The sequence below is a fragment of the Shewanella zhangzhouensis genome (assembly GCF_019457615.1).
GTDB lineage: Bacteria > Pseudomonadota > Gammaproteobacteria > Enterobacterales > Shewanellaceae > Shewanella > Shewanella zhangzhouensis.
The window spans coordinates 1043667-1067472 of sequence record NZ_CP080414.1 but is presented as its reverse complement, the minus strand read 5'-3'; the positions used below and the strand labels follow the sequence as shown (position 1 = coordinate 1067472).

The window sequence follows — 23806 nt, the reverse complement described above, 5'->3', positions numbered from 1 at the left end:
CGCTGCCCCTTCTGCTATAGTTGCGCCTCAGCCAAACCCTACATAAACCAGGGGCGGAAAGGCCTTATCGCCACTCCCTCCCACAGCAATTGGAAAGCCGGCTGATGACTCAGTTCAAAGGATCTCACATCCTCTCCGTAAACCAGTTCAATCTGGACTCCATTCACACTATTTTCAATGTTGCCGAGCGTATGGCGCCCTATGCGTTACGGGAAAAACGTACCCGGGTGTTGGATGGTGCCATATTGGGGAACCTGTTCTTTGAACCCAGCACCCGTACCCGGGTGAGCTTTGGCTGTGCCTTTAACCTGCTGGGCGGCCGCGTGGCCGAAACCGTTGGCATGGCCTCTTCTTCACTGTCCAAGGGTGAATCGCTGTACGACACAGCCCGTGTGCTCTCGACTTACTCAGATGTGATTGCCATGCGTCATCCCGATGCTTACTCGGTGCGCGAATTCGCCGAGGGCAGCCGGGTGCCGGTGATCAATGGTGGCGATGGCCCCAACGAACATCCGACTCAGGCACTGCTGGATTTGTTCACCATCCAGAAAGAACTGAGCCACGCCGGTATGAGCATTGACGGCATGCACATCGCCATGGTGGGCGACCTCAAATTTGGCCGCACGGTACACTCGCTGTCGCGCCTGCTGTGCCTGTACAAAAATGTCAGCTTTACCCTGATTTCTCCCAAAGAGCTGGCAATGCCCGATTATGTGATAGCCGACATTGAAAATGCCGGTCATAAGGTCACAATAACCGATCAGCTGGAAGGCAATCTGGACAAGGCCGACATCCTGTACCTGACCCGAATTCAGGAAGAGCGCTTCCCCTCACAGGATGAAGCCAACAAGTATCGCGGCAAGTTCCGTCTCAACCGCAGCATTTACACCCAGCACTGTAAGTCCAATACGGTGATCATGCATCCGCTCCCCCGGGACTCACGTGCCCAGGCCAACGAGCTGGACAACGATTTGAACAGCCATCCGAACCTGGCCATCTTCCGCCAGGCCGATAACGGGCTGCTCATTCGCATGGCACTGTTTGCCCTGACATTGGGCGTGGACGAGCAGCTGGAAAAGTACGAGTGTCCGGTTAACTGGTATTCACGCAAGGCTGACTTCTAAGGGTCGGCCACTGACTTAAAGGATTGATACATGACCCGTTCCGAAACCTTGTTTGAACAGGCTAAAAAAACCATTCCCGGTGGCGTTAACTCACCGGTGCGCGCCTTCAATGGCGTGGGCGGTACCCCTCGCTTTATCGAAAAGGCCGATGGCGCTTATATCTATGACGCCGACGGCAAGGCCTATATCGATTACGTGGGCTCCTGGGGCCCGATGATCCTTGGCCACAACCACCCATCCATTCGCGAAGCCGTGCTTAAAGCCGTTCACAATGGTTTGTCTTTCGGTGCCCCCACCGAGCTTGAAGTCATCATGGCCGAGAAGGTCATCGAAATGGTGCCTTCCATGGATCAGGTGCGCATGGTGAGTTCCGGCACCGAAGCCACCATGAGCGCCATCCGTCTGGCCCGTGGCTATACCAAGCGCGACAAAATCCTTAAGTTTGAAGGTTGTTACCACGGCCACGCCGACTGTCTGCTGGTGAAAGCCGGCTCCGGCGCCCTGACTCTGGGTCAGCCAAGCTCACCCGGTATCCCGGAAGATTTCGCCAAACACACTCTCACTGCCGTGTATAACGATCTGGGATCTGTGCAGTCTTTCTTCGACCAGTATCCAGAAGATATCGCCTGTATCATCATCGAGCCGGTTGCCGGCAACATGAACTGTATTCCACCGGTTCCTGGCTTCCTGGAAGGCCTGCGCGCCCTCTGTGACAAGTACGGTGCCCTGTTTATCATCGATGAAGTCATGACCGGCTTCCGTGTATCCAGAAGCGGTGCCCAGGGCCACTATGGCGTGACCCCGGACCTCACTACCCTGGGTAAGGTGATTGGCGGCGGTATGCCAGTTGGCGCCTTTGGCGGCAAAAAAGAAGTAATGCAGTATCTGGCTCCGGCAGGCCCTGTGTATCAGGCAGGCACCCTGTCTGGTAACCCCATTGCCATGACAGCCGGTCTGGCGCAGCTCGACGCTCTGTGCGCCGACGGCCTGTATGAAGAACTGGCTGCCAAAACCAAGCGCATCGCCGAAGGCTTTAAGGCCGCCGCCGACAAGCATGGTATCCCAATGGCCATCAACTATGTTGGCGGCATGTTCGGCTTCTTCTTCACCGACGAGCAGCACATCACCCGTTTTGACCAGGTGACCCGCTGCAATATGGACCACTTCCGCGCCTTCTACCACGGCATGCTGGACGAGGGTGTATATCTGGCACCGAGCGCTTATGAGGCAGGCTTCCTGTCTATGGCCCACGGTGACAAAGAAATTGAAGAAACCCTGGCCGCCGCTGACCGCGTGCTGGCCCGCATGAAGTAACTGCAACGCCCTGACGCTCGCCGTTACCGGGGCACTGCAAAACGAAAGGACGCCATGGGCGTCCTTTTTTATATGAGCTCGTTTATATGAGCTCGTTTATATGAGCCCGCGAGTTTATGTGGGCCTGAGTCTTTATATGGGCATGAATGCTCTGCTAGCCGGTGGGCTTGACACAAACCGCCTCAAGTAATTTGGTTGACGTAACAGGCTAGCTGCGTTTACCGGCAACGCTGCGCAGTATCAGGACTGCCAGCACCACTTGCGCCACCACAAACAGGTGTTCCTTCATTATCGAAGGATTCTCCATCACCCCAAGACTCAGCAAGGTCTTGGCACTGACCACCAGCCATGCCAGCGACCCCAGCAGCAAAACGCTCTTCAGCAGAAATTGCATTTTCAGCGACTCCCCATCAATGACCTCAATCTCTCTATGGGCGCGCAAGGTACAGCTTAAAAATCCAACAATCAAATGTTGGGCAGTATCAATTTGCAATCACTTGAAAGTGCAGCCGATATCAAAATGGCCCGCGGCTTTTAAGGTACGAGCCCCCGTATCAGTGACGACTTCATCCGTTACAACAAAATAACATTTGGCACATTGAACTGACGAACAAGCAGTATATCTGTCCATGCATCGAGTCGGCGCATTGCAGGCGTCAGCACAAACTACCAGAGGTTCACAAAACCCCAGGAATAAACTCTGGTTACCCGCCAATTTCCCGTGACAGAGTTCACGATTCTTAGACAAATTGTCTAGTGGTTAACAGTTGCGTTCTCATGGCGGTTATGGTCTGATCCGCACGCCCCTGGCGGCGATAACATAACCGGCTTAATCAATCCTTGATTCAGCTCGTTATTCAGGCCTGTTTATACAGGCGATACGGACCCCGAATCAGCAGTAGGACGTGCCTTTATGCTCCATACCTTTCTGATCATTCTGGCGATACTGGCCTTGCTCAGTATCATCTTTGAAGAAGTGACTCACCTCAACAAAGCCAAAACGACCCTGTTTCTTGGCTGTATTTCCTGGGTAACCCTGTTTATCGCCTCCGGCGGTGGTGAGCATACTGAGCTGGTTGCCAATGAACTCAATGAAAACCTGCTTGAAATTGCCACCCTCTGGCTGTTTTTGATGTCGACCATGACCTTTGTGGCCTACCTCAACGCCAAAGGCATGATCCAGATAATGGTGCAGAAGATATTCCCACAGCGGGTATCTGTGCGGATGCTGATGATCCAGGTGGCGCTGTTTGCCCTTATCCTGTCGGCCTTCTGCGATAACGTAACCGCGACCCTGGTATCCCTGGGTCTGTTGACCACCTTCAAGCTGGATAAACAAATGCGTCGCCGCATGGCGGTGCTCATTATCTTTGCGGTGAACTCAGGCGGTGTGGCCCTGATCACCGGTGACGTGACCACCCTGATGATCTTCCTCTCGGGCCACGTGCATATCTCTGAACTGCTGATCCTCTTTATCCCTGCTGCGGTGAGCGTGTTCCTCTTGGCAATCCTGTTCTCCATGAATGCCAAAGGCGAAGTGAGCACCACCCCCATCAAGCGGGCTTATCAGCCGGTGGATATCGCCATTGCAGCGATTTTCTTTATCACCATCATCATGACCATGGCGCTGAACGTTCTCTTTGGTATTCCGCCGGTGCTGACCTTCCTGACCGGTCTGTCGGTGATGTTCCTCGTGGGCCATACCATTCGCACCGACAAGGAAGAAATCAAGATCCTCGAATATATTCGCCAGGTGGAATACGACACCCTGCTGTTCTTCCTCGGTATCTTGCTGCTGGTTGGCATGCTTAAAGAAATCGGCACCCTGGAGCTGCTGACCCAGGTTTACGCCATGCATGACCCCAATATCTCCAACTTTGTCACCGGTATGGGCTCGGCAATTCTGGATAACGTGCCTCTGACCGCAGCGCTTTTGAAGGCAGAGCCTGTGCTGTCAACGCCCGAGTGGCTGGGTCTGACCTATGCCGTGGGTGTGGGTGGCTCACTGCTGGTGATTGGTTCAGCGGCCGGTATCATTGCCATGAGCAAGGTAAAGGAACTGACTTTCGTCACCTACCTCAAGTACGTACCGTCTCTGCTGCTCTCTTACGTGGTGGGCTATGGCCTGACACTGCTGATTGCCTATCAGTTTTATGGCTGATGCTTAGTCGGAATGCAGACAGTAAAAAGGCGCCCTGGGCGCCTTTTTTATTGGGTGCTGTTCACATAAAGCTCAGCGGCATCAGATAGCCGGCACTTTAAAGGCCGTGCCATCGATGGAGAGCACCACATCCCGTGGTCGAATTTCGACAATACTCAGTGAGCCCTTGATGCTATCCCCCTCCTGCAGCTCAGCGCCATCCACATTCAGCCAACGCTGACTGGGATCATTGGAGTACACATGGGCCATGATATTGAATTCAGGTACCTGCAACTGCAATCCCGCAGGTAAATCACCGTATCTGGGATAATCGGAAGTTTGCGGAATGGTCGATACGGGCGCTGGCGTAACATCCCGGTTTGCCGACTCGGTAAACTCCACTTCTTTGAGCGCGGCCTCAAAGGCCTGCACCAGCGCATCACCACTGAGCGTATTGCTGTCGCCGCGAGAGGCAGGCTTGGGTTCAGTGCGTTGCAGACCAAACTCCGCCGCCGCTTTGTCCACTTCAGCTTGCAGGGCGGCCATCCCCTCATCACGGGGAGCCCTGACATTCTGGCTCTGCGTCAATACCTGTCTTGGGCGCGACTCCTCAATTTGCATCACTTCATCGAAGGCCCGGCGCTGGTCGTCGGTCACCCCGGCGGCCATCAGGGCCTCCAATCGCGCAGCCCTTGCCTCAGCGGTTTCTTCTGCCACTTCATAGCTGAGATCCGCATCGGGGTCGACCGCAACGGGCGCCTGGTTGACCACGCCGTAGTCGGTGCTCAGGTTTACCGGAGCTGGCAGCGCCGCCTTGCCCGCAAGACGCACACCGCTGCCCGTATCACTGCTGGCGGAAATGACCGGCTCAGAATGGGCTTGCGTGACCGGTATTCGCGCCGCCAAGGCCTGAGTGGAGGCTGGATTTGAATGAGGCATAACAGCGTGGGCTGAGCCTGAGGGGCCATTGCCGGTACGCGCCTCCCCAGCCTGAGTTACCAACGGCAGGCTGCTTTGAGGCGCAGGCTGCAAAATCCAGAAGTTAACTCCCCAGGCCGCCGCCACCGCCAGCGACAGCGCCGCAGGCAATAGCAGCAGTTTTCCCGGCCGGATGGGCGCCTTTTCGGGTCGATACTGTGGACGCGGACTGGAAACGGGATCAAAGCCGTTCTCCTGTTGCTTACTGCGCGTTACAGCGTCAAGCAGGATAGACATCAGTACAGCCCTCCCTGAACCAGGCGTGGACCTTCATTGCTCAGGTACAGGTTGAGTTGCTGCAGGGTTTGACTGCCAGCGATACCATCGGCCTTGAGGCCGTGCTGACGCTGGAATAACTTGAGGCGATTCTCAAGCTCTGTATCAAATTCATTGACCAATCGTGGGGTGATTTTGTCGACCTTGGCCAAACCGTTTTCCAGCCATTGAACCTCTGGCTGTGGTGACGCAATACCGATTTCCCGAGGGCTGTAGACAGGCGCCTGCCAAAAGAGCTCAAAGGTGCCCGTGAAGTGGCGATTAAACCAATCCCGGTTAACCCAAAGTTGCTGTTCGGCCAGTTGCACCAGGAGCTCATCTCCATCCCGTTCAATCACGGTTACGAAGAACTCACCACCGGCGTCATCCATCATGTAGGCCACCGCCGGATAGTTAAGCTTGACCAGATTAAACCAGGTTCCCTGCTGCTGGAAGCACGACAACCCTTGCTCACGGGCCGACTCGCAGGGGCTGAGATCTTTTATCGGCGCCAGGCCCCAGGCTCCGAAGAGTGCGGCATAGGCCGTATCCAAACTGCGGCTTTGTGCCACAGCATCCGTCAGCACCCGCTCGCGCACTTTTGCCTGACGGGCTTCGAGTTCAGCCAGCTCGGCCCCGGCATCCGTGATGCGGTTGATGGGCGAGCTCTCTGCCGAGAGCTGGTTTTGTTGGGTGCTATCGGTAGCACTATCTGCCGGGCTAACAATCATTGTTTCGGATTGTGCACCAGACGAGACTCCTGTTGATTCTGCTTGCAAGGACTCAATCGCGCTTTGATTCACTGTTACCGTCGGTTGCGACTCAGGCTGCTGCAACTCAGGCGCAGCCTGCACAGGGGCGTCCGCGATGGGAGACGCAAGGGATGTCGCCGCCGTCACGGGTTGATTGAAGTAATTAAAACCATACAGCGCCACGCCAAATGTCAGTGCTGTGGCGAGCGTCAGCGGAAGGGGGCGCTCGTACCAGGATGGTCTTTGGGGTTCGAGTCCCAGAACTTCAACGGCAGCCTGACGCACCATCTGCTTATTGATAGGCACCCGGCTCTGGGCAAAGCCCGCCATCAGCGCCCTCTCGCACAGCAGATTAATGATCCTTGGAATACCGCCACTGGCCTTGTGCAGCGCCGTGATGGCGCCTGCGTTGAACAGGGGCTCAAACCGCCCTGCCACCTGCAGCCTGTGCTGCACGTACAGGCCGACTTCTTCTGCGGTAAGGGGTAACAGGTGATAACGGGCTGTAATGCGCTGAGCGAGCTGTCTGAGCTCCTGACGCTTAAGGAGTTGCTGCAGCTCAGGTTGGCCAATCAAAATCACCTGCAGCAGCTTTTTGGTATCAGTTTCGAGGTTGGTCAGCAGCCTGAGCTGCTCGAGCACCTCCGCCTTGAGGTGCTGTGCCTCATCGATAATCAGTACGGTATTACGACCGGCGTTGTGGTTTTTCAGCAAAAAGCCGCTGATGAGGTCGGTCAGCCGCTTAAGGCTGGGTGATTCACCATAGGGGATCTTGAGCTCATCACAAAGGGTGGCCAGCAGCTCAAGTTCGGTAAGAGCCGGGTTCAGAATAAAGGCAGTATCAGTAGTTTCGGGCAATTGACGCAACAGGCAGCGGGAAACCGTGGTTTTGCCGGTGCCTACTTCACCGGTCAGCAGTACAAAACCGCCGGTTTCGCCAAGCCCGTAGGTCAGGTGGGCAAGCGCCTCTCTGTGCCTGTCACTGAGGAACAGATACGTTGGATTGGGTGCAATGGAAAATGGGTTGTCCTTTAACCCATAAAACGCCTTGTACATGCCTTATCTATCCTTCTTGGGAACCGCCCAGTGCCAGCAGCTCTGGCCACCTGCATACAGCGAGTGGAGCCAAGGTAATGCCAGTGGCGGTCAATGTCAAAAAGTCTCCCCGGCCTTGAGGCATTGGCCGGGGTTTTATTGCCCATCAGCTTATCTGCCGCTAAAAACCAGGTATGAGTATGGCCCACTGGCTGTCACTGTTATTCCGGTGCTCGTGTTAAGCTAACTGTATGACAGTTGGATGGATAACACATTGAAGACTTATCTGGTAGGCGGCGCAGTTCGGGATTCACTCCTCGGTCTTGAGGTTAAAGACCGGGATTATATGGTGGTTGGCGCAACCGTAGAGGAAATGCTGGCGGCAGGGTATCGCCAGGTTGGTAAAGACTTCCCGGTATTTTTGCACCCCAAAACCCAGGAAGAATATGCCCTTGCCCGCACCGAGCGAAAAAGCGGCACCGGCTACGGCGGCTTTGTCTGTCATGCGAGCCCCGACGTCACCCTCGAAGAAGACCTCAAGCGCCGGGATCTGACCATCAACGCAATAGCCATGGCAGAGGATGGCAGCCTGCATGACCCCTGGGGGGGCGTTGCCGACCTTGAAGCAAGGCTGTTACGGCATGTCTCCGGGGCCTTTGTGGAAGACCCGCTCCGGGTGCTGCGCGTCGCCCGCTTTGCTGCCCGTTTCGCGCCTAAGGGATTTACCGTCGCCCCTGAGACCCTGACATTAATGCGTCAGCTCACTGAAAGTGGCGAGCTTTTGCACCTGACCGCAGAGCGTGTCTGGCAGGAGCTGGAGAAGGTATTGGGCTGCGACAGTCCCCAGGTCTTTTTTGACGTTCTTAATCAATGTGGTGCGCTTGAGGTGCTGTTTCCGGAAATCCACGCTTTGTTTGGTGTGCCTCAGCCTGAACAGTGGCATCCTGAAATTGATACCGGGGTGCACACCATGATGGTGCTGGAGCAGGCCGCCAAACTCACCCCAAATAAGCAAGTCAGGTTTGCGGCCCTGGTACATGACCTTGGCAAGGGCATCACCCCAAAGGCACTCTGGCCCAAACACCATGGCCACGGTCAAAAGGGATTACCCCTCATCAAAGCGCTCTGTGACAGATTCAGAGTGCCCTCGGACTATAAAGAGCTGGCGCTTTGGGTGAGCGACGAGCATCAGAACATTCATAATGCGTTTGAGCTCAGGGCCGACACCATTCTCAGACTGTTTGATAAATTGGATCTGTGGCGCAAGCCCGAACGATTACCTCTGGTATTGGATGCCTGCGAGGCCGACATTAAAGGACGAACCGGATTCGAAAATAACCCCTATCCTCAGAAAAAATATTTATTGGACTGTTATAAAGCGACCCAAAAAATTGACGTTCGGGAAATAATTGACGCCGGTTTTACCGGGGCTGAAATCAAAAATGAATTGGCGAAACGCCGGCTTTCGGAAATAGGATTGATAAAAAACTCTGTCCAAAATCAATCAAAAGCTTCATCGGTGAAAAATTCTGACCTAGAAGCGTGAAATTTCTGCTTAAAACTTGTCGAATCTCTACTTGAAACTTGCAATTCACTGAATTTTAGATATGGTTATCAAGCGAATTGATGGATATTCGTAGCAAAAATTTTTGGCTATGACATAATTAGCCGGCTTCAGTTGCCTGGCAGCTGAAATGTCAAATCCAACCTATGTTAAGGGATGTTTTCATGAAAAAAGTACTGCTGATCGCCGGTGTTGCCATGACTGCTCTGCTGGGTGGCTGTGCCAACACTACCGCTCTGGAAGAAAGCGTTGCCAACCTGAGCAACAAAGTAGACCAACTGTCTGCTGACGTAAGTGCTCTGAAGTCTGAGCAAGGCCAGATCGCTGCTGACGCCAAGGCTGCTAAAGCTGCTGCTATGGACGCTCAAGCTGAAGCCAAGCGTGCTAACGACCGTCTGGACAACGTAGCTTCTTCTTACAAGAAGTAATGCTGTGTTGGTACCGGCAATGCTTTCGGGCGTTGCCGGTATTTTTTTACCTTTTTTTCACGATATTCCCACTTTCCAGCCTGTTATTCCCGCTTTTTGGCAAGAATGATCCGATAGTCCATTTCCAATCCGGAAAAATCCCCCTTTTCCATCGCCTTTAAACTGGCTTCTTTAACCCGCCAGGCCCAGGGAGCCATACCCATTAATACCTTGGCATCCGCAACACTGAGGGCATGGGTCCAGGAAATTGGGGTTTCACTTATCAACTCAAATTGGCCGGAAAGCTCCAACACAAATGGCTTTTCAGTTAATCCGTCATAAACAAATTCTTTAATTTGCCAAAGGTGTCTTGGCCCGGCTGCCAACATCAATAACAATCCGCCCGGTTTCAGTATTCGCTGCCATTCCTTTCCTTTGGCTGGAATATCCAGAAGCCACAACATATCGGCTGATGCATCGGCAAAGGGCAGCGATTTAAGCGGTGTCAGGCAAACGGCCTCCATTCCGGATTTCGCTGCGGCAAAGGCTTCATTTTCAGACTCCAATGGACTGAACACCTTAAGCGGAATCTCATGCTCAGTCAGCGCTTGAGCCAACAACTTCCCAATCCAGGCATGCCCCGGCCCCAGGTTAACGCAGTTGCGCTCGCTTGCCGAATCCTGGGTTTGCAGCACCTTCACCATGGACTCGACTGCCGGCTGAAACAGGCCTGAGGTCACCAGAAATTGTCTGGCACGCAGCTCCTGACGGCTTTCGGCATTACGGGGTTTGTTGCCCTTGTAAAAGTCCCAATAGCCGATTTCTTTCTTGTCGAAGTGGTGTTTGCCATCGCAATGCCAACCACGGGACTCTTCGTGAAAGTGCAGCCGTTGACGACAAAGTGGACACTGAAACTCCATGAAAACTCCTTAAATCAAAGAGGCGGCCAATGCCGCCCCTTTGGTCAATCTGAATTACTCAAATGTTACAAATAAATAAAGCCACAGAGGAACACGCCCAGCGCCAGGCGGTAAATCACAAAGGGGGTCATTCCCATGCGACTGATAATTTTGAGGAAGAAATAAATACAGGCATAAGCCGCAATAAAGGACAGTATCGACCCCAGTGCCAGTGCATGCCAGTCAACCGCATGATTTTCTGTGATGATGTCTTTGGTCATCAGCAGCGCCGCGCCCAAAATCACGGGAATGGACATTAAAAATGAGAAGCGGGCTGCCGCTTCCCGTTTCAGCCCCAGCATCAGTGCTGCTGTGATAGTAATACCACTGCGAGAGGTGCCGGGAATGAGCGCCAGCGCCTGTGCAATACCAATCAGCAATGCCTTGCGCCAGCCGGTTTGGTACTCGGTCATTTCATCTTTGGCAATACGGTCAGCAAACCACAGCAGCAAGCCAAAGATAACTGTGGTAATGGCAATTACGCCAGGACCACGCAAGTGGGTTTCCACCATATCTTTTGCCGTAAAACCCACGGCGATGGCGGGAATGGTGGCCAGGATAATCCACCAGGCGAGCTTGCTGTCATCGCTCTGTTGCCCCTTAAAGATGCTGGCGAGCCACGCCTTCAACATAGCCAGGATTTCGTGGCGGAAATAAATCACCACGGCCGCCAGCGAGCCAATGTGCACGGCAACGTCGAAGGACAAGCCCTGATCTTCCCAGCCAAACAGCTGCGCCGGTAAAATCAGGTGGGCCGAGCTGGAAATAGGCAAAAATTCGGTCAGGCCCTGAATCAGGGCAAGGATAATGACCTGCAAGGTATCCATAATATTCCTTTATTAAATGAGGGAAGCGTCGTTCCAGGGAAATGCCACCGGCCAAAGGCGCTGGCTTTGTTTATCGAATTGCTGCCAAAGCTCTGCATAAGTCTGTCCCGCCAAAGGATGTATCCGTTCTGGGGCTATGTCTGCCAGAGGCCAGAGCACAAACGCGTTGTAGCGAATTTCCGCTCTGGGCAGTTCGATGGGATCATGGCAAACCAGATCGCCAAACAGCAGTAAATCCAAATCCAGGGTTCTGGCGCTGAATTTTTTGGCGCCGGGTTTACGGCCATTATCCAGCTCAATCTGCTTCAGCAGCGCGACAAGGTCGCTGATGCCCAATGAGGTATCGGCGCCTATCACCATATTGAGGAAGTGCTCCCCTTCAAACCCCACGGCTTCGGATTGATATACGGGTGATAAACTAAGCTCCCCCAGATGTGCTCTCAGGGCGGCGGCGGCGTTTCTCAGGTATGTTTCCGGCTCGATATTACTGCCAACGCTGATATAGATGCGCGTCATGCTCAGCAATCCCCGGCACTGCGCTCAATTTCAACGCCCACGGCCTCGGCCGTTTTTACGGCACCGGGTTTCATCACCCTGACCCGAACCCAGGACACCTTGAATTCATCCAGCACGCAGCGGGCCGCCATTTCGGCGACGGTTTCAATCAGCTCAATGGGTTTTTCAGTGATAAGGGCTGTCAGACGATTTGAGACAGTCTCGTAGCACAGGGCATGGCTGTAATCATCGGTAGCAGCGGCGGGTTTAATGTCCCACGCCATGTCCAAATCGAGAAACAGCGATTGCTGAATGGCTTTTTCCCAGTCGTACACACCGATAACGGTGTCGATACGCAGGGCACGGATCAGTACTTTATCCATGGCAGTTCCTGAGGTCTGACAAGCTTTGGCTCGCTTTGTCGGTATAATCCGCACGCCGATAGCGACAATCGATGGATTGCGCTTTCTCATTGGCGCCAAGGGCGTTAGGATAACACCTTAAGAATCAATATTTACCGGCCAGCGTGCCCAAAAATGAATCGAGTCCCACGATGGGCGACAAATGCCGTCACGGGAATGGCGGCGATAATACCTTAAGAAGTGAAAGGAAACCAAGTTGACCAGCGAAATAGCACTGACGGCGGTAATGATCCTCTGCGCCTATCTGGCAGGCTCAGTGTCCAGTGCTGTGCTCGTGTGCAAGCTCCGGGGCTTGCCGGACCCTCGCACCCAGGGCTCGGGTAATCCGGGCGCCACCAATGTGCTGCGTATAGGCGGTGCCAGTGCGGCGGCCATGGTGCTCCTGTTCGATATGCTAAAGGGCGCCATCCCTGCCTATATCGGCTTTAAACTGGGTATCGACGCGGTATGGCTGGGGGTTATTGCCATCGCCGCCTGTCTTGGCCATATTTTCCCGGTGTTCTTTGGCTTTAAAGGCGGTAAAGGAGTAGCCACTGCCTATGGCGCCATTGCTCCCATCGATGGCTATCTGACTCTTTTGTTGATTGTCACCTGGATTGTGACCCTGCTTATCACCCGCTATTCATCGGTGGCGGCTTTGGCCACTGCCCTGCTCGCCCCGGTTTACACCTGGTGGCTGGATGACAGATTCACCATTCCGGTAGCCATGCTCTCAACCCTTATTCTTATTCGGCACAAAGACAACATAAAGAGACTGCTGAAGGGCGAGGAGTCCAAGGTGTCGCGTAAACGGCGCCAGCAGCCTCAGGACTGATACCCTTAACCCAATAAAAATGGCGCCCAAGGCGCCATTTTTATTGATAAAGAGTTTATGGATAATGCGATGTGATCCAAACTCTTCTCTCTGTTCACACAGGCAGCAAGGTATCCAGGGGCCAGCGAGGCTGACCTTTTACCGCCAAATCTTCAATCTGTCCGGCTTTCAGGCGCTGCAAACCGGCATAGGCAATCATGGCACCATTGTCGGTACAGAATTCCCCACGGGGGTAGTACACCTTGCCTCCCAGTTTTTCCATCAGCTCAGCAAGACCTGCGCGCAGGCGCACGTTGGCGCTCACACCTCCGGCAATAACGAGGCGTTTGTAACCGGTTTGCTCCAGCGCACGGCGACACTTGATAGACAGGGTATCCACCACAGCCTCTTCGAAGGCACGGGCGATATTGGCGCGGGTCTGGTCATCGTCTGGCTCGGCAGCAATGGTATTGGCCACGAAAGTTTTAAGCCCGGAGAAGCTGAAGTCCAGTCCGGGTCTGTCGGTCATTGGACGCGGAAACTTGTAGTTGGCTGGCTGACCGGAAGCTGCGAGCTTGGCAAGACGCGGCCCCCCCGGATAATCGAGCCCCATCAGTTTGGCTGTTTTATCGAAGGCCTCACCGGCGGCATCGTCGATGGACTCACCGAGCACTTCGTACTGGCCTATGCCGTCTACTTTTACCAGCATAGAGTGACCGCCGGAAACCAGCAGCGCCACAAAGGGAAACTCAGGCACCTCGTCTTCCAGCATGGGCGCCAGCAAATGGCCTTCCATATGGTGCACACCCACGGCGGGCAGATTCCAGGAAAACGCCAGCGAGCGACCGACGCAGGCACCCACCAGCAGCGCACCAATCAGGCCGGGGCCCTTGGTGTAGCAGATCCCATCCAGATCTTCGATTCGGGTATCGGCATTTTTCAGGGCTTCACGAATAAGCGGAATAATCTTGCGCACATGGTCACGGGAAGCCAGCTCAGGCACAACGCCACCATAATCGGCGTGCAGTTTGACCTGACTGTACAGAGTGTGGGCCATCAGGCCTTTCTCTTCGTCATAGATGGCGATGCCTGTTTCATCACAGGACGTCTCAATTCCCAAAACCCGCATTTTGTGTCGTTTCTCCGCTGAAAAGGGCGGCCAATTCTACCCGTTAAGCTAGTATTACTCCAGTAAAGCCGCGCCTCAGATCCTCCGGCGATCCTTTTTAACCGGACTGGGGCTTTACATTAATTGCGGGTTCGGTTTAAAATTCCGCACCATTTTTAATCCTTCTTGGTAAGGGTGTGGCCGCGGGGTCATATCTGAACCAATACAATCTACACCTAAGGGGTGATGGCGTATGCCAATCGTTAAAGTACGTGAAAATGAACCATTCGACGTAGCTCTGCGTCGTTTCAAGCGCTCTTGCGAAAAAGCAGGTATCCTGGCCGATGTGCGTGCTCGTGAATTCTACGAGAAGCCAACTACTGCCCGTAAGCGCGCCAAGGCCGCTGCGGTTAAGCGTCTGGCCAAGAAGCTTTCTCGCGAAAACGCACGTCGCGTACGTTTATACTAATCCCTTATGAACCTGACAGAACAGCTTAAGGACGAAATGAAAAAGGCCCTTGTCGCCAAAGACAAGGTTCGCCTCGGTACTATTCGTCTGGCTCTGGCCGCCATCAAGCAGATCGAAGTGGACACACGCGAAACGCTGAATGATGAGCAAGTGCTTGCTGTCCTGACCAAAATGGTGAAGCAACGTCGCGATTCGATTGCCCAATATGAGGCTGCCGGTCGCAACGAACTTGCTGACGCAGAAGCGGCGGAAATTTCGGTTATCGAAACTTTCCTGCCAGCCCCACTGAGCGAAGCTGAAATCGCTGCACTCATTGAGGCCACCATTGCTGAAGTAGGTGCTGCCTCCATTGCGGACATGGGTAAAGTAATGGGAGCACTGAAGCCGAAAGTTCAGGGCCGTGCAGATCTGGGTGCCATAGGCCAACAGATCCGCGCCAAACTGCAATAATCGACTTTTGTGTATGAACAAGCCGTGCAATTGCGCGGCTTGTTTGTTTAACTGAGCTTTTAGGAAATTGAAGTAAGCAACGTGGCAATACCTCGTGATTTCATCAATGATCTGATAGCCAGAACGGACATAGTCGAGCTTATCGACCGTAAAGTGCCGCTCAAAAAAGCAGGTAAGAACTATTCTGCCTGTTGTCCCTTCCACAGCGAAAAATCACCTTCATTTACCGTCAGCAGAGACAAGCAGTTTTATCACTGTTTCGGTTGTGGCGCCCATGGCAATGCCATCGACTTCGTGATGGAGTACGACCGGCTTAACTTTGTCGACGCCATTGAAGACCTGGCTGGACAGCTGGGGTTGGAAGTCCCGCGGGAGCAAGGCACTGGTCCTCGCCGCGACGAGGGACTCGCCCGGGATCTGTACCAGCTGATGGAAGAGGCCGCGAGGCATTATCAGACACAACTGCGTCAGCACGCCGACAAGCAAAAAGTCGACGAGTACCTGGCACTGCGTGGGCTGAGCAAAGAAGTCGTTGAAGACTTCGGTATCGGTTTTGCCCCCGATGGCTGGGATGGCTTGTTGGGTCGCTATCGAACCAACCCGGATGCCCAGGACAAGCTGCTCACCGGCGGCATGTTGATTGAAAACGACGGTGGCAAGCGATACGACCGCTTCCGCGATCGTTTGATGTTTCCTATTCGCGACCGACGGGGTCGGGTAATAGGTTTCGGTGGCCGGGTACTGGGTGATGGCACACCAAAATATTTGAATTCGCCGGAAACGCCCATATTTCATAAGGGACAGGAACTCTACGGTCTCTATGAGCTGAAGCAAAAACATCGCGACCCGGAGCGGGTCATGATTGTGGAAGGCTACATGGACGTGGTGGCGTTGGCACAATTTGGCATCGACTACGCGGTGGCCTCACTGGGCACCTCGACAACCGCAGAGCAATTTCAATTGCTGCTGCGCAGTGCCAAAGAAGTCATCTGTTGTTACGACGGTGACAAAGCCGGTTATGAAGCCGCCTGGCGGGCCATGGAAACTGCCCTGCCCCTGCTCAAACCCGGCGACAAAGTAACATTTTTGTTCCTCCCTCAGGGAGAAGATCCGGACTCGCAAGTCCGTAAAGAAGGCAAAGAAGCCTTTGAAACGCGCATCGATAATGCGCTGCCACTGGCCGATTACCTGTTCGACACCTTGTCGCAGAAATACGGTACAGATAAAGGCAACCTGGCCAAGCAGGCCATTGCTCTGATTGAAAAAATTAAAGACACAGTTCTTGCCAATCTGCTGCTGGAAAACCTTGCTCACAAGCTCGGGATGAACTCCAGTGAAGATCTCAGGAAAAAACTCGGTCTAACAAGTATGTCCACAGGTCCCAAGGCGATGGCGCAAAAGGGACTCAAAGGACGGGGTACACCGCTGCGACTGGCCATTTCACTGTTGGTGCAACACCCCGAACTGGGACACAAACTGCCGGTTCAGCCGGCATTGAGCCACATTCGCATGACGGGTATTGAGCTGCTTATCCAATTGTTGGAGCTCACCCGGGAACAGGTGCTTTCCACCGCCCAACTGCTCGAGTCCTATCGTGACAGCGAGCATTGGGGGCCGTTAACCAAACTGGCCCAGTGGGAACACCAGATTGCTGAAGATAATGTGGCCCAGGAATTTCGCAAAGCGCTGGTATGGCTTAATAATCAATACATAGAGCAGCGCTACCAGGAGCTCAGCATCAAACCCGACTTAACCCGGGAAGAAAAGCTGCAACTCCAAAAGCTTATCGTTGTGATGAAGGGCATGAAGTAGGGCAAAAAACCGCCCCTTCCCTCTGGCACAGCCATAGGCAGATGGCTATAATTGACGATTTGCGCGACTTTGTGGTCCGGCCACGGGTGCGCTCGTTGTAACACTTACCCAAATTGGATGATATCTATGGATCATACTCCGCAGTCGCAACTAAAGATGTTGCTCGCCAAAGGTAAAGAGCAAGGTTACTTAACCTATGCAGAAGTGAACGATCACTTGCCTGCAGATATGGTCGACTCTGACCAGATCGAAGATATTATCCAGATGATCAATGACATGGGTATCCGCGTTTATGAAGAAGCGCCGGATGCCGATGAAATGATGATGTCCGAAGACAACACGGACGAAGATGCCGCCGAAGAAGCTGCGGCTGCGCTGGCCACAGTAGAAAGCGAACTTGGCCGCACCACTGACCCAGTACGCATGTACATGCGTGAAATGGGTACTGTTGAGCTGCTTACCCGTGAAGGCGAAATCGTTATCGCCAAACGTATCGAAGAAGGCATCAACACGGTTCAAAGCTCTGTGGCTGAATATCCACAGGCTATCTCCATGATCCTGGAGCAATTCGACCAGTTCGAAGCGGACGCCATTCGTCTGTCTGACATCATTTCGGGCTTTGTGGACCCCAACGAAGAAGACGTTGGTCCCACCGCGACCCATATCGGCTCAGAGCTTTCAGAAGAAGAGCTGGAAGATGAAGACGATATGGACGAAGACGAAGAGGAAGACGAAGACGGCGACAGCAGCGATGACGACGGCGCCAAAGGCCCGGACCCGGAAGTGGCCCGTGAGCGCTTTGCTGCCCTGCGCGCTGCCTACGACAATGCCCTGAAAGTCATTGAAGTCAAAGGCCGTGCTCACCCAGAGTCGACCCGCGCCCTGTTTGAACTCGGTGAAATTTTCAAAGAATTCCGTCTGGTGCCCAAGCAGTTTGACCGTCTGGTCAAGAGCATGCGCGAGATGATGGACAAGGTTCGTGTTCAGGAACGTCTGATCATGAAGCTGTGCGTTGAACAGGCCAAGATGCCGAAGAAGAACTTCGTCAAACTCTTCACCGGTAACGAAACCGACCTGACCTGGTTCAACAAAGAAATTGAAGCCGGACGCCCCTACTCTGCCGATCTCAAATTGGTAGACGAAGACGTTCAGCGTTGCCGCACCAAGCTGGAAGCCATTGAAGTGGAAACCGGTTTGTCCATTGAATCCATCAAGGACATCAACCGCCGCATGAGCATTGGTGAAGCCAAAGCTCGCCGCGCCAAGAAAGAAATGGTTGAGGCCAACCTGCGTCTGGTAATTTCTATCGCCAAGAAATACACCAACCGCGGTCTGCAATTCCTGGATCTCATCCAGGAGGGTAACATCGGCCTGATGAAGGCGGTGGACAAGTTTGAATACCGTCGTGGTTACAAGTTCTCGACCTATGCGACCTGGTGGATCCGTCAGGCCATCACCCGCTCTATCGCGGATCAGGCCCGCACCATCCGTATTCCGGTGCATATGATTGAGACCATCAACAAGCTCAACCGTATCAGCCGCCAGATGCTGCAGGAAATGGGACGTGAGCCCTCGCCGGAGGAACTGGCTGAGCGTATGGCCATGCCCGAGGACAAGATCCGTAAGGTACTGAAAATCGCCAAAGAGCCTATCTCCATGGAAACCCCAATCGGTGACGATGAAGATTCGCATCTGGGGGATTTCATCGAGGACACCACCCTCGAGCTGCCACTGGATAGTGCCACCAGCGAAAGCCTCAAGCAGGCTACCCACGAGGTGCTGGCCGGTCTGACTGCCCGTGAAGCCAAGGTACTGCGTATGCGTTTTGGTATCGACATGAACACCGACCACACCCTCGAGGAAGTGGGCAAGCAGTTCGATGTTACCCGTGAGCGTATCCGTCAGATTGAGGCCAAGGCACTGCGCAAACTGCGCCACCCAAGCCGTTCAGAAATCCTCAAGTCATTCCTGGATGATTAATCCTGACTGACACCACAAAGCCACCCCCGGGTGGCTTTGTTTTTTCTGGGTATTTTTAAGGCTGCAGCCGATTTGATTACCCAATAACCAATTGAACACCAAGCTGGAATTTTGCGCCATTTGACCCGTGACAAGGCAAGACAAAGTTCGTATACTGCAAGCCGCCTTGGGTTCCACCCGGCAATATCCGGCCCCTTAGCTCAGTTGGTTAGAGCACACGACTCATAATCGTTAGGTCCACGGTTCAAGTCCGTGAGGGGCCACCAAATTCAAACAAAAACGCCTGCAACTGCAGGCGTTTTTGTTTTCAGCGCACTGCGTTATGTTTGCCCCGTCAAGCGAATCGGGTCAAGCAACCTCGCCAGCTCTTCAGCGTCTATGTCGGTCATCTCCAGTGCCACATCCAATATTGGCCGCCCTTCAGCGTAGGCTCTCTTGGCAATGTCGGCTGCTTTCCCATAACCCACTATCGGATTCAGGGCCGTCACCAAAATCGGATTTCGGCTAAGCTCTTTGGCCATACGCCCTTCACATACCTCAAACCCGTCGATGGCCTTGTCAGCCAGGGCCATCATGGCATTGGTCAAAAGCGCAGTGGATGAGAGTAAGTTATCCGCTATCACGGGCAGCATCACATTCAGCTCGAAATTGCCCGACTGTCCGGCCACTGTGATACAGGCATCATTGCCTATGACCTGGGCACAGGCCATGGCAACCGCTTCGGGGATCACCGGGTTGACCTTACCGGGCATAATCGATGAACCGGGCTGCAGCGCCGGCAAGCGGATTTCACCCAGACCCGCCAGCGGCCCGGAGTTCATCCAGCGCAAATCGTTGGCAATTTTCATCAGGGTAACGGCCAGTGCCTTGAGTTCACCGGACAGCGCCACCGCCGCATCCTGGCTGGCAATCCCGGTAAAAAGATTCGGTGCGGGCTGAAATGCCAGACCCGTAAGCAGATTCAGCTCACGGCAAAACGCCTGGGGGAATCCCGGCGCGGCGTTAACGCCTGTGCCCACTGCGGTGCCCCCCTGGGGCAATTGCCACAGGGAGATGAGCTGCGACTGTAATTGCAGCTCTCTGGCATCCAACTGACTGGCCCAGGTTTCGAGGCTCTGGCTCAAGCGCACCGGCATGGCATCCATCAAATGGGTACGGCCCGTTTTCACGACTCCCTTTACGCTCGCCGCCTTGGTTCTGATGCAGGACTTAAGATGCATCAGGGCTGGCAGAAGGCTCTTGGTCAACAAGCTTGCCGACGCCACCTGAATACAGCTTGGAATAACATCGTTGCTGCTCTGCCCAAGATTCACCTCATCATTGGCGCTGACAGGGCGACCAAGACTCTCTGAGGCGAGCCGGGCCAGTACCTCATTGGCATTCATGTTGCTGCTGGTACCTGAGCCGGTTTGAAACACATCCACGGGGAAGTGCTGCATCAGCGCCTTGTCCTGGCGTAAGGATAAAGCCGCCTCAGAGATGACCTTACCGCAATCATTTGCCAGCACGCCCAATTGGCTGTTGGCACGGGCTGCGGCGGCCTTTATCAGCAATAGCGTCTCAATAAATGCCTTTGGCATCGGCTGGCCGCCAATGGCAAAGTTGTTCAGCGCCCGCTGAGTTTGCGCGCCATAGAGTGCCCCGGCGGGTACGATAACCTCGCCCATGCTGTCTTTTTCAATCCGGCTATCCATAATAACGTCCTGTTTGCGAAGGGCTTGTGCCTGTTGCCTGACCACAGGGCTCCACACATGGCCAGAGAACTGTCCTGCCACGCTGGTAACAAAACACGGCTGTAATATCAGTGTACGCCAAGGACAGATGGCGGGCTGCGCGATTCGCAGATACAAAAAAGCCCATGGGAACATGGGCTTTTTTAGCGTGGGGCGGTTCAGTCATCCCGGGTTAATACTTCAAGCAGTTCAATCTCGAAGGTCAAATCCGAGTTTGGCGGGATCATATTGCCAATCTGGCGCTCACCATAGGCCAGATGTGATGGCACCTGTAAACGGCGCTTCCCACCGACCTTCATACCAATAATGCCCTGATCCCATCCCTTGATAACCCGCCCTGTGCCTATTACGCACTGAAATGCCTGGCCCCTGTCATGGGAGGAATCAAACTGGGTGCCATCGGCGAGCCAGCCCCGATAATGGGTGGTAATAAGGGCGCCCTTTACCGCCGCCTTACCCTCACCCTCAATCACATCGTCTATTTGGAGTTCAGACATACAGACTCTTCTTTCGCAATTTATCGATAAAGGCTGAGTGTACCACAGCAGATACCGGACACCCTGCCCAAGGCGGACACTCGAGGTGTCCGAAAGTGGTGAATTCGACCAACTGATAGTGTCCGGCCGGACAACCATTCCAGAATGAAAACACAAACCCATTTTATATCAAATAGTTAAATATTGGCACGTTACCTGCTAACGTTACCTGTTAATTGCTCAGATAACGCTCAGCCAACTTTAGATAAAAGAACAAGGAATTCACATGAAAATCACCGCATCTCTCGCTGCTTTGTCTCTGGTATTCGCCTCTGCCGCCACAATGGCAAACGAAAGCCAACAGCTGTCGGTATCGGCCAACGGATTAAAAGGCCTGAATGTCGAAGCCGGCGCCGGCAGTTTCATGCTCACCGGCAGTGATACCGACCAGGTACAGGTCGAGGCTGATATCTTCCACCCCAAAGGTGACAAGCCTGAGTTCACCCTGGAAGTTCGCGGCAACACCGCCTATCTGGTGGCCAAATTCCCCGAATCCTATTCATTTTCAGGCAAGTCGCCCTACATCAACGTCACTGTGACTATGCCCCAAACCCTGATGTTAGACCTCGCGGACGGTTCGGGCGACATCGAAATCCGCGGCCTCACGAGTGATATCCGGGTTAACGATGGCTCAGGCAACCTCCTTATCGAGGGTGGCAATCAGGTATCCATCAATGACGGCTCAGGGGATCTGACCCTGACCAATAGCACAGGTGATGTGGATATCAACGATGGTTCCGGCAATATCACAGTATCCGACATTTCAGGTAATGCCGACATCCAGGACGGCTCCGGTGATATCAGGGTAACGGCTGTCATGGGGAATGCCAAAATCCAGGATGGTTCCGGCAATATCTTCGTCGACCAAGCCAAGGGAAAGGTCGAGATCACCGACGGCTCGGGCAATATCAACGTCAAAAACGCAGGGGGCCTGATTATCCACTCAGATGGCTCTGGCAGCGTAAATACCGCCAATATTCAAGGTGATGTGATCCTTCGCTAAGCTGACCTTTCACAATCCAGTCTTCCCGGCGCTGAAGCGGTCCAGGGCTTGCCTTGGCCGTTTCGGCCCACCCTCAACTGTTAATGAGTTCAGCGCTTGCGGATAACCAGGGTCACCTGACCAACGGTGAGGCCAAACTTATTGATATCGCTCTTGTTAAGCAGGGTGTTTTCATCAATCTGATAGAGCCAGTCGTCAAAGGCTACATCAACTTCGCTGCCATCGACCTTAAGGCGCATATCGTAGCGCCAGCGCAGGGCAAAGCCTTCGAGCTGCCCCTCGGCGACACCTAAAATATCATCGGCACGGCCGAGCCAGCGGTCACCGCCCTGTGGTTCGAGCTGCCATACCCGGCGCTGCTTTTCCCCATCATCAAATACAAAGTCTTCTTCGAGGATGATGCGATTGTCTTCGAGTCGCCCCTGCATGGTGACCACAAAGCGGCGAGTGACCTTGCCACTGATGTCCTGCACCATGCCATGGGCATCAAGCTCTCCCACGAAAAATTTATCCAGCTTCAGCTCATTATTTACGCCGCGGTAATCGTCGATGTCGGCGCTCTCACAGCCCAAAAGCAGGGTTGCACTCAAAAGTAACGTTAGCAATCGCATGAAGTTTCTCCCAAAAGCTGTGCCCTGAGGCTGGGCTCACTGGTGTCATCCCTAAGCCAAATGCCCAAAAAGGCCTGCATCAAGCCGGTGTCGTTCACTTTGCCAAGGGATTGGCCGTTATGGAAAAACTCGCCCTGACTTTCATCGCTTGCCACCAAAAGCAGGGTGTCGCCGCGCTGCACATCCACCCACACAGGCGCAAGCTTCGCCAGATAGGCCTGAACCTGAGCATCAGGAACCCCCTGCTTTTGCCACTCACTGCCGGTGGCATCCAGCAAGTCTTTGGCCTCGATATCCCGCGAGTATTGAATCTCCAGCGCCTGGGGATAGCGCCCGTGCTGGTACTGGCCATCGACCGTGTAAAGGCTTGCGTGGTAAAGCTCAAGCCACAACCAATTCATCTTGCCTTTGCCCACCCGGCTCATGCCATCAAGGGGGTTATCCGCACTGACGGCAGCGCCCGCAAAGGAGCTGATCGCGACCAGCAGTAGCGCCCCTGACAGTCTTTTAAAAGCATTTCTCGCCGAAGTTATCGCCATGACAGGTAGTCTCCGTTGCCTGGCAGCCTTTGCTGCAGCCAAAAGAAGCCGGGAATAATCGCCCCCCAAAGAGGCGCAATGAGCAGGAAGGTAAGCAGGTTGCCAAGGGGCATTACCACGGCGCCAAGCTCGGCCCCGGCAATGTAGCTGCCAGCGCCACCAAACACACCGGTAAATACCTGCACCCAGATGGGCTGGTTGCCAAGCCAGGCGAGACAATGCCCCATGGCGAGTAAAAAATGCAGCCACAGCAACATCAGCCACACTGGCATGGCGCTGAACTCATACACCCCGGCGTACATCAGCAGCGTGTCCATGGTCATGCCTATGAGTGCCAGTGGCAGTAGCTGAAAGTCCTTAAGCCGCGTTGGACTTAAGGCAAAATGCACCAGCAACAACAGACACAGCCAAATCAGCCCCTCGCCTTGCCAAAGCACTGCAAGCCACCAGGCGGCAGTGTAAACAGCGGCGCTGACAAGCAAAAACCATTGCCGGGTCAT

General features: G+C 54.0%; 24 protein-coding genes and 1 tRNA gene. 12 read left to right on the top strand and 13 right to left on the bottom strand.

Going from position 1 to position 23806, the window contains the following annotated elements:
• Positions 1 to 104 precede the first annotated feature (104 nt).
• The gene (locus tag K0H63_RS04600) at positions 105 to 1124 is read left to right on the top strand and encodes an aspartate carbamoyltransferase (protein ID WP_203326185.1); all 1020 of its coding nucleotides are present in this window, start codon (positions 105 to 107) and stop codon (positions 1122 to 1124) included.
• A gap of 30 nt (positions 1125 to 1154) precedes the next feature.
• Positions 1155 to 2438 carry a glutamate-1-semialdehyde 2,1-aminomutase gene (hemL, locus tag K0H63_RS04595; RefSeq protein WP_220066931.1) on the top strand — a complete coding sequence of 428 codons (1284 nt, stop codon included), beginning with the start codon at positions 1155 to 1157 and terminating at the stop codon, positions 2436 to 2438.
• A 208-nt stretch (positions 2439 to 2646) separates the two neighbouring features.
• Here the strand turns inward: hemL and K0H63_RS04590 are convergent, their stop codons facing one another.
• Positions 2647 to 2832, bottom strand: a complete 186-nt coding sequence (locus K0H63_RS04590) for a hypothetical protein (protein WP_220066930.1) — start codon at positions 2830 to 2832, stop codon at positions 2647 to 2649.
• A 519-nt stretch (positions 2833 to 3351) separates the two neighbouring features.
• Between K0H63_RS04590 and nhaD the strand changes: the two genes are divergently transcribed.
• Positions 3352 to 4599, top strand: a complete 1248-nt coding sequence (nhaD, locus tag K0H63_RS04585) for a sodium:proton antiporter NhaD (protein WP_220066929.1) — start codon at positions 3352 to 3354, stop codon at positions 4597 to 4599.
• An 81-nt stretch (positions 4600 to 4680) separates the two neighbouring features.
• Here nhaD and K0H63_RS04580 read toward each other — a convergent pair whose 3' ends face one another.
• Positions 4681 to 5793: a general secretion pathway protein GspB gene (locus K0H63_RS04580; protein ID WP_220066928.1), complete on the bottom strand. Its 1113-nt coding sequence runs from the start codon at positions 5791 to 5793 to the stop codon at positions 4681 to 4683.
• Entirely contained in the window at positions 5793 to 7619 is a 1827-nt protein-coding gene (locus tag K0H63_RS04575; RefSeq protein WP_220066927.1) for an ExeA family protein, read from the bottom strand. The genes K0H63_RS04580 and K0H63_RS04575 overlap by 1 nt, the downstream gene beginning before the upstream one ends.
• A 253-nt stretch (positions 7620 to 7872) precedes the next feature.
• On the opposite strand from K0H63_RS04575, the gene K0H63_RS04570 reads away from it, so the two are divergent.
• Both K0H63_RS04570 and K0H63_RS04565 read left to right on the top strand, forming a co-directional pair.
• Positions 7873 to 9144 (top strand): multifunctional CCA addition/repair protein, encoded by a 1272-nt coding sequence (locus K0H63_RS04570; protein WP_220067811.1) that lies wholly within the window; start codon positions 7873 to 7875, stop codon positions 9142 to 9144.
• 182 nt (positions 9145 to 9326) lie between these two features.
• Positions 9327 to 9590, top strand: a complete 264-nt coding sequence (locus K0H63_RS04565; RefSeq protein ID WP_011758950.1) for an Lpp/OprI family alanine-zipper lipoprotein — start codon at positions 9327 to 9329, stop codon at positions 9588 to 9590.
• 83 nt (positions 9591 to 9673) lie between these two features.
• Here the strand turns inward: K0H63_RS04565 and K0H63_RS04560 are convergent, their stop codons facing one another.
• From K0H63_RS04560 to folB, 4 genes are all read right to left on the bottom strand, one after another.
• The gene (locus K0H63_RS04560; RefSeq protein ID WP_220066926.1) at positions 9674 to 10489 is read right to left on the bottom strand and encodes a putative RNA methyltransferase; all 816 of its coding nucleotides are present in this window, start codon (positions 10487 to 10489) and stop codon (positions 9674 to 9676) included.
• Between the two features lie 65 nt (positions 10490 to 10554).
• Complete coding sequence (locus K0H63_RS04555; protein WP_220066925.1) at positions 10555 to 11355, bottom strand: undecaprenyl-diphosphate phosphatase; 801 nt, start codon at positions 11353 to 11355, stop codon at positions 10555 to 10557.
• A gap of 12 nt (positions 11356 to 11367) precedes the next feature.
• Entirely contained in the window at positions 11368 to 11871 is a 504-nt protein-coding gene (gene folK / locus K0H63_RS04550; RefSeq protein WP_220066924.1) for a 2-amino-4-hydroxy-6-hydroxymethyldihydropteridine diphosphokinase, read from the bottom strand.
• 2 nt (positions 11872 to 11873) lie between these two features.
• Positions 11874 to 12233, bottom strand: a complete 360-nt coding sequence (gene folB / locus K0H63_RS04545) for a dihydroneopterin aldolase (RefSeq protein ID WP_220066923.1) — start codon at positions 12231 to 12233, stop codon at positions 11874 to 11876.
• A 265-nt stretch (positions 12234 to 12498) separates the two neighbouring features.
• Between folB and plsY the strand changes: the two genes are divergently transcribed.
• On the top strand, positions 12499 to 13086 hold the full coding sequence (plsY, locus tag K0H63_RS04540; protein ID WP_011758945.1) for a glycerol-3-phosphate 1-O-acyltransferase PlsY: 588 nt from the start codon (positions 12499 to 12501) through the stop codon (positions 13084 to 13086).
• A 94-nt stretch (positions 13087 to 13180) separates the two neighbouring features.
• On the opposite strand, the gene tsaD is transcribed toward plsY, so the two are convergent.
• A complete protein-coding gene (tsaD, locus tag K0H63_RS04535; protein WP_220066922.1) occupies positions 13181 to 14194 on the bottom strand; it encodes a tRNA (adenosine(37)-N6)-threonylcarbamoyltransferase complex transferase subunit TsaD in 1014 nt (337 codons plus the stop codon).
• A 232-nt stretch (positions 14195 to 14426) separates the two neighbouring features.
• On the opposite strand from tsaD, the gene rpsU reads away from it, so the two are divergent.
• The 5 genes from rpsU (at position 14427) to K0H63_RS04510 (ending at position 19150) form a co-directional block, all read left to right on the top strand.
• Entirely contained in the window at positions 14427 to 14642 is a 216-nt protein-coding gene (gene rpsU / locus K0H63_RS04530) for a 30S ribosomal protein S21 (RefSeq protein ID WP_011758943.1), read from the top strand.
• 6 nt (positions 14643 to 14648) lie between these two features.
• Positions 14649 to 15092 carry a GatB/YqeY domain-containing protein gene (locus K0H63_RS04525; protein WP_220066921.1) on the top strand — a complete coding sequence of 148 codons (444 nt, stop codon included), beginning with the start codon at positions 14649 to 14651 and terminating at the stop codon, positions 15090 to 15092.
• An 81-nt stretch (positions 15093 to 15173) separates the two neighbouring features.
• Entirely contained in the window at positions 15174 to 16904 is a 1731-nt protein-coding gene (gene dnaG, locus K0H63_RS04520; protein ID WP_220066920.1) for a DNA primase, read from the top strand.
• 126 nt (positions 16905 to 17030) lie between these two features.
• Positions 17031 to 18884, top strand: a complete 1854-nt coding sequence (gene rpoD, locus K0H63_RS04515) for an RNA polymerase sigma factor RpoD (protein ID WP_220066919.1) — start codon at positions 17031 to 17033, stop codon at positions 18882 to 18884.
• Between the two features lie 189 nt (positions 18885 to 19073).
• Positions 19074 to 19150, top strand: a tRNA-Ile gene (locus K0H63_RS04510).
• Positions 19151 to 19204: 54 nt separating this feature from the next.
• On the opposite strand, the gene K0H63_RS04505 is transcribed toward K0H63_RS04510, so the two are convergent.
• A complete protein-coding gene (locus tag K0H63_RS04505) occupies positions 19205 to 20578 on the bottom strand; it encodes a class II fumarate hydratase (RefSeq protein ID WP_286670263.1) in 1374 nt (457 codons plus the stop codon).
• Positions 20579 to 20775: 197 nt separating this feature from the next.
• Positions 20776 to 21114 carry an FKBP-type peptidyl-prolyl cis-trans isomerase gene (locus K0H63_RS04500; RefSeq protein ID WP_220066918.1) on the bottom strand — a complete coding sequence of 113 codons (339 nt, stop codon included), beginning with the start codon at positions 21112 to 21114 and terminating at the stop codon, positions 20776 to 20778.
• A 265-nt stretch (positions 21115 to 21379) separates the two neighbouring features.
• On the opposite strand from K0H63_RS04500, the gene K0H63_RS04495 reads away from it, so the two are divergent.
• Entirely contained in the window at positions 21380 to 22156 is a 777-nt protein-coding gene (locus K0H63_RS04495) for a DUF4097 family beta strand repeat-containing protein (protein WP_220066917.1), read from the top strand.
• Between the two features lie 89 nt (positions 22157 to 22245).
• Here K0H63_RS04495 and K0H63_RS04490 read toward each other — a convergent pair whose 3' ends face one another.
• The 3 genes from K0H63_RS04490 to K0H63_RS04480 are packed head-to-tail and all read right to left on the bottom strand — an operon-like array spanning position 22246 to position 23806.
• Positions 22246 to 22767, bottom strand: a complete 522-nt coding sequence (locus tag K0H63_RS04490; protein WP_220066916.1) for a DUF3833 domain-containing protein — start codon at positions 22765 to 22767, stop codon at positions 22246 to 22248.
• Positions 22755 to 23306, bottom strand: a complete 552-nt coding sequence (locus K0H63_RS04485; protein ID WP_220066915.1) for a chalcone isomerase family protein — start codon at positions 23304 to 23306, stop codon at positions 22755 to 22757. The genes K0H63_RS04490 and K0H63_RS04485 overlap by 13 nt, the downstream gene beginning before the upstream one ends.
• Positions 23297 to 23806: a DUF2878 domain-containing protein gene (locus tag K0H63_RS04480; protein WP_220066914.1), complete on the bottom strand. Its 510-nt coding sequence runs from the start codon at positions 23804 to 23806 to the stop codon at positions 23297 to 23299. Before K0H63_RS04480 ends, K0H63_RS04485 begins: the two co-directional genes overlap by 10 nt.

Excerpts from the sequence above, each read along its gene's own strand:
- K0H63_RS04525 (WP_220066921.1), top strand. The coding sequence starts at position 14,649 with ATGAACCTGACAGAACAGCTTAAGGACGAAATGAAAAAGGCCCTTGTC.
- folK (WP_220066924.1), bottom strand. The coding sequence starts at position 11,871 with ATGACGCGCATCTATATCAGCGTTGGCAGTAATATCGAGCCGGAAACA.
- rpsU (WP_011758943.1), top strand. The coding sequence starts at position 14,427 with ATGCCAATCGTTAAAGTACGTGAAAATGAACCATTCGACGTAGCTCTG.
- K0H63_RS04490 (WP_220066916.1), bottom strand. The coding sequence starts at position 22,767 with ATGCGATTGCTAACGTTACTTTTGAGTGCAACCCTGCTTTTGGGCTGT.
- K0H63_RS04565 (WP_011758950.1), top strand. The coding sequence starts at position 9,327 with ATGAAAAAAGTACTGCTGATCGCCGGTGTTGCCATGACTGCTCTGCTG.
- rpoD (WP_220066919.1), top strand. The coding sequence starts at position 17,031 with ATGGATCATACTCCGCAGTCGCAACTAAAGATGTTGCTCGCCAAAGGT.
- K0H63_RS04555 (WP_220066925.1), bottom strand. The coding sequence starts at position 11,355 with ATGGATACCTTGCAGGTCATTATCCTTGCCCTGATTCAGGGCCTGACC.
- K0H63_RS04600 (WP_203326185.1), top strand. The coding sequence starts at position 105 with ATGACTCAGTTCAAAGGATCTCACATCCTCTCCGTAAACCAGTTCAAT.
- K0H63_RS04500 (WP_220066918.1), bottom strand. The coding sequence starts at position 21,114 with ATGTCTGAACTCCAAATAGACGATGTGATTGAGGGTGAGGGTAAGGCG.
- K0H63_RS04505 (WP_286670263.1), bottom strand. The coding sequence starts at position 20,578 with ATGGATAGCCGGATTGAAAAAGACAGCATGGGCGAGGTTATCGTACCC.
- K0H63_RS04575 (WP_220066927.1), bottom strand. The coding sequence starts at position 7,619 with ATGTACAAGGCGTTTTATGGGTTAAAGGACAACCCATTTTCCATTGCA.
- K0H63_RS04480 (WP_220066914.1), bottom strand. The coding sequence starts at position 23,806 with ATGACCCGGCAATGGTTTTTGCTTGTCAGCGCCGCTGTTTACACTGCC.
- K0H63_RS04495 (WP_220066917.1), top strand. The coding sequence starts at position 21,380 with ATGAAAATCACCGCATCTCTCGCTGCTTTGTCTCTGGTATTCGCCTCT.
- K0H63_RS04560 (WP_220066926.1), bottom strand. The coding sequence starts at position 10,489 with ATGGAGTTTCAGTGTCCACTTTGTCGTCAACGGCTGCACTTTCACGAA.
- K0H63_RS04590 (WP_220066930.1), bottom strand. The coding sequence starts at position 2,832 with ATGCAATTTCTGCTGAAGAGCGTTTTGCTGCTGGGGTCGCTGGCATGG.
- folB (WP_220066923.1), bottom strand. The coding sequence starts at position 12,233 with ATGGATAAAGTACTGATCCGTGCCCTGCGTATCGACACCGTTATCGGT.
- K0H63_RS04485 (WP_220066915.1), bottom strand. The coding sequence starts at position 23,306 with ATGGCGATAACTTCGGCGAGAAATGCTTTTAAAAGACTGTCAGGGGCG.
- nhaD (WP_220066929.1), top strand. The coding sequence starts at position 3,352 with ATGCTCCATACCTTTCTGATCATTCTGGCGATACTGGCCTTGCTCAGT.
- K0H63_RS04580 (WP_220066928.1), bottom strand. The coding sequence starts at position 5,793 with ATGTCTATCCTGCTTGACGCTGTAACGCGCAGTAAGCAACAGGAGAAC.
- tsaD (WP_220066922.1), bottom strand. The coding sequence starts at position 14,194 with ATGCGGGTTTTGGGAATTGAGACGTCCTGTGATGAAACAGGCATCGCC.
- plsY (WP_011758945.1), top strand. The coding sequence starts at position 12,499 with ATGATCCTCTGCGCCTATCTGGCAGGCTCAGTGTCCAGTGCTGTGCTC.
- hemL (WP_220066931.1), top strand. The coding sequence starts at position 1,155 with ATGACCCGTTCCGAAACCTTGTTTGAACAGGCTAAAAAAACCATTCCC.